This window comes from Pseudoflavonifractor phocaeensis (genome assembly GCF_016901955.1).
GTDB lineage: Bacteria > Bacillota > Clostridia > Oscillospirales > Oscillospiraceae > Flavonifractor > Flavonifractor phocaeensis_A.
The window spans coordinates 1-4,682 of record NZ_JACJLC010000133.1 but is presented as its reverse complement, the minus strand read 5'-3'; the positions used below and the strand labels follow the sequence as shown (position 1 = coordinate 4,682).

The 4,682-nt window shown below is 58.4% G+C and carries 2 protein-coding genes; one reads left to right on the top strand and one right to left on the bottom strand.

The genetic code is table 11. The features are described 5' to 3' along the window. Window positions 1-569: 569 nt before the first annotated feature. Window positions 570-947, top strand: a complete 378-nt coding sequence (locus H6B51_RS16200; RefSeq protein ID WP_204884638.1) for a hypothetical protein — start codon at window positions 570-572, stop codon at window positions 945-947. A 64-nt stretch (window positions 948-1,011) separates the two neighbouring features. Here H6B51_RS16200 and H6B51_RS16195 read toward each other — a convergent pair whose 3' ends face one another. Beyond that, window positions 1,012-4,626, bottom strand: a complete 3,615-nt coding sequence (locus tag H6B51_RS16195) for an S-layer homology domain-containing protein (protein WP_204884637.1) — start codon at window positions 4,624-4,626, stop codon at window positions 1,012-1,014. Between the last annotated feature and the right edge of the window lie 56 nt (window positions 4,627-4,682).

The following is a 4,682-nucleotide window of genomic DNA, read 5'->3' as shown; positions in this document are numbered from 1 at the left end:
TAAACATGCCTCCTTTTTCTTTGACCTTCCCCCCACAGGGGGGAAGGTGGACTTCGCAAAGCGAAGGCCGGATGAGGGGGCGGCGCGACGGCTCCCCCCTCCGTAGGGGGCGGCCTCCCGGACGCCCCGTCTCCGTGGGGCGCAACGACCCCGGCGCGCCTGTCCTCCCCCGCCCATATCCCGGCGGGGGTTTTTGTTGTACGGCGGGAAAAGGGTTTGCCCCAATGCAACAAAATCTCCCACCCGAACGCAGGTGGGGGATGTGGATCCCGGACTGGGATGAGGTTATCCGTAGGGGCGATGACCAATCGCCCGCCCTGCCGGGGTTGGGCAACGCCGTAGGGGCGCACCGGGATCGTCGCGCCCCACGAAGACGAAGGAAAGCCGGGCTGGCCGGTGTCCGGCCCCTACGGAGGGGGAGCTATCCACGGCACCATTTTTCCGGCCAATCAGGCCACAGTCCGGTCCCTACGGAGGGGGAGCCGTCGCGCCGCCCCCTCATCCGTCACGGCTTTGCCGTGTCACCTTACCCCCCTGTGGGGGGAAGGTCAAAAAAAGGAGGCATGTTTATGGCAACGTACACACCAAACTATGGGCTGCACCAGTGGGTGCCCGAGGACAACTTTCAGCGGACGGACTTCAACGAGGATCTGTCCAAGATCGACACTGCGCTGGGGGGAAAAACGGGGATCGTCACCGGTACCTATACCGGTAACGGCAGCAGTCAGAGCATTACACTGGGCTTTCGCCCCAAGGCTGTGATCGTCAAGGACCGGGACGACTACGAGAATACCTACCACACCAACCAAATCACCTATACACCCTGTGTGGCCATTGACGGGGCCGCCGGAGACTCTATCATAATACAGAGCGACGGGTTTGGCGTCACAAGCAACAAAACAGTTAATACGAACACTCACGCTTATGTCTATATTGTATTCCGATAAAAATACAAGAGCCTTCCCGTTTGGGAAGGCTCTTGTTGTCAGCAGACTGGGCAATAAGTATGTCTTACGCTTTACCAGTCAGAGTGACGGCGCCAGTAGCGGTGTACTCAGCCCAAGATACGGAAGTAATCGCACCGCTGCTCACAGAAGCACCATCAAGATTGGTCACAGCACCGTCAGCGTTAATGTTGGAAATCTTGCAGTTATCAACCTTGAAGGTCAACTTGTCGCCGCTGCTGAACACCAGCTTCTTGCCAGCGTCAAGCTGCAGATCAAGGCGATTGGTCACAATCAGATGGTCAATACCGCAAGCGGACAGATCCAAATCGTTCTGCAGGGTTACAGCCAGACCGCCAGTGCCAGCGTCCATGTGGCCCATGTTCACCTCACGCAGGGTCAAAGCAACGGAGTTGCCATTGGGAGTGATGTGGACTTCAACCTGCTCAGCCTGAGCGGCATCAACGCTGAAGATTGCATCGAAGCCGCCGAGATACTTGACATCACCAATAATCAGGGTGCTCTCACCGGTGGCAAACACGTTACCAGCGGTAGCAGCAGCGGGGAAGGCGCCAACATTCAAAGTGCCGCCGGTGACATTGACATCGCTGTCCTCTGCCACAACCAGCTTGCCATCGACAGTCACAGTACCGACAACAGTAGCGGCGTTGTCACTCGCATCACCGGTCAGAGTCAGGTTGCCATCGACAACCAGCTCGTCGCTGGCAGCGTTAGCAACAATGGACCGGGCAGTCAGGTTACCCTCAACAGTCAGCTTACTCCCCTGCAGGTCAATATCCTGGCCCCTGATGTTCAGGTTGCCGTTGATGACCACGTCCTCGTTGGCCAGCAAGCCTTGCAGGTAGGCAACCTTCGCAGCAGCGTTGGCACCGGGGATGCTGGCGGCATTCAGGGAACGGGCATAGTTGGCGATCATCTTGTGGTTGACGTCCACAACGATCAGGGAGTAGGTGCGCTCGCCGCCGGCCAGGTACAGGACGTTCTCCTCCAGGGAGCCGTCAAGGCTGCTGTCCAGGTTGACAGCCTCGCTGATCTCGCCGCCGGCCACGCCGGTCTTCTTCTCGGAGTCAACGTACAGGACCACAGTGCTGTCGGTCACCTTGTTGTTGTCAGAGGAGTCACCGGAGATGGTGATCTTGCTGTCGCCATCCCAACCGGTCACGGCGCCCAGCTTCATGTCGGGCTCGGAGACGTTCTTGATCACGCCGTCCTCAACATAGTCGAAGGTGATGATGTCGCCCTTCTTCATGGTGGAGATGTCGCTCTTGTCCTTCTCCTTGGCGGTCACCTCGTCGGCGCCGTCCCAGTACTTGAAGTAACGGTAGTTGACGCCGTCCTCCTTGGCGGTCCAGCTGTCAGCCAGCAGGTAGCCGTAGTTGGCGCCGGTGGTGATGCCGGGCCAGTTGGCGTCGGCCTGGAGCACGACCACCTGAGCATAGGTGAAGCCGTTGGTCTTGGCGTACAGGCCGGAAGCATAGGCGGTGTTGCCAGCGTTGTCAACGCCAAAGTTGCCGATGGTGTTCTTCAGCTCGCGGCCGGTGTACACCTTGGCAGAGGTGCCCTTCACCACGAACACCACAGCGTCGTCAGCCAGCTCGTAACCGGCGACCTCGTCAGTGGTGTTGTTGAAGGAACCACCAGCGGCCAGAGTGCCGTCAAAGCCCATGACCTTGGTGTTGGGATCATAGTAGCCGGCATCAATGGTCCACAGGTGGATGTTGCCGTCGCTGTCCACCTCGTACTTGACCAGCTCGCCGTTGACAGCGCTAATGGTCAAGTCCACCTTGGCAGAGCTGGTGTTGCCCACAGCGTCCACCTTGCCGGTAATCGCAGTATCCACGTCATCGGTGGTCTCCAGCTCATAGCCGTTCAGCTCAACCAGCTGACCCACAGCCTTGGTGCCGTCAGCCTTCAGCAGACCAACCTCAACATGAGAATCAACAATACCGGTGGGAACCTTGTCGGCAATGTTGTACACCACGGCCACGGCGTCGGTACCGAAGGAACCGGAGGTGACCTCAGCGTAGTAGATCACGGAACCCAGAGCGATGTAGTCAATGGTGTCGCCGGAGTTCAGAGTGGTGGGAACTTCCTTGGTGTACCACTCACCGTCGATCTGGAACTCATCGTTGGCGCCGTCGCCATCGGTGTCACGGACGCCGGTGATGGTGCCGGAGACGATATCCAGCTTGGTGTAAGTGGTCTCGCTCTTGGGAGCGTAGGTGCCGCTCACGGCCATGACATAGTCGTCCTTGGCAATGCCGTCGTACACGACCACGTCATCCAGATCCAGGTTGCCGGTGATGGTGGCGTCGTTGCCCACCTTGGCGCTGACAGTGATGGAATCGCTGCCAACAAAGGTCACCTTGCCAACCACGAAGGGAGTCACAATGACGGTGTTGATCTTGCTGTCGCCGTCGTTGTCGATCATCTTGTAGCTGTAGTACTGATTGGCGCCAGCCAGATTGGTGATGGAGTCCAGATCCTCACCGGTATCGGTGCAGGCCTGCTCAAACACCACGTTGGTAGCATCAGCACGGCCTTCCAGCTTGTAGGTCACGCCGCCGATCTTGATCTCGGAGACGCCAGCGGCGGGCAGGTTGGAAGCGGTGATGTCACCGTAGAAGCCCTCCACCACGACGGTGCTGTCGTTGGCGTAGATGCCGTAGATCTTGTCGCTGTCCTTCAGGTTGTAGATCACCTTCACCTGCTGACCAAACAGGGCGGTGTAGTCCACGGAGGACTTGAGGGTAACAGGGGAATTCACAGCATAGCCGTTGTCGTAGTTGATGCCGTCCTTGGGGGCGATACTGGTCTGAACGCCCAGGAGACCAGTCTTGTTACTGTTGGCATCGCCATCAAAGTCATAGGACCAAACGCCCTTGACCTCGTCATAGCTGTAGCCGGTCATGTAACCCAGCTTGATGGTGCCGTCGAACTTCTGGCCCAGCAGGGTCACAGGATAGCTGATGCCGTTGTTGTCCTCGGTGGTCCAGGGACGATAGGTCTCGGTCAGCTTGCCGGTCTCCATGTCCTGCTGCCAGGTACGCTCCATCATGGTGCCCTGGATGGCGTTGTAGGCCAGCTGGCAGGCGTCATCACGGGAGATGGGGGCGGAGGGGTCCAGACCCTCCAGGTCCTCATACAGGCCGGCCTCGTTGGCGTAACGGTTGGTGTTGGTGGCCCAGTTGTTGCCGGTAAAACCAAACACATTGGCGTTGTAGCCCATGGCCACCAGCAGCATCTTGGCGGCCTGCTCACCGGTCAGGGTGTCCTTGGGGTTGAACTTACCGGTACCGTCGCCGGCGATGATGCCCATGCTGGTGGCGTACTCGATGTACTTCTCGGACCAGATGCCGTCGATATCGCTGTAGGTGGGGGTCTCCTTGACGCCCAGTACAGGCTCCACGCCGCCGTTCATCACGAAGGCGATGATCTTGGCCATCTGCTCGCGGGTCAGGGTGCCCGCAGGATCAAAGGTGCTGCCGTCCTCAACACCGTTGAAGACGTTCAGCGCCACCATGACCTCGACGGCCTCGGTGTTCTTGATTTCATCGGCATCGGTGAAATCAAGGTTCGCAGCGCTGGTGCCCACGACCATCATGCCCATGAGCATCATGGCGGCCAGGACCAGGCTGAGAACACGCTTGAGGTTTCTCATTTGGTATTCCTCCTTAATTTTTTTAGACTTTAGGCAAGGAAACAATTTATAGGCCT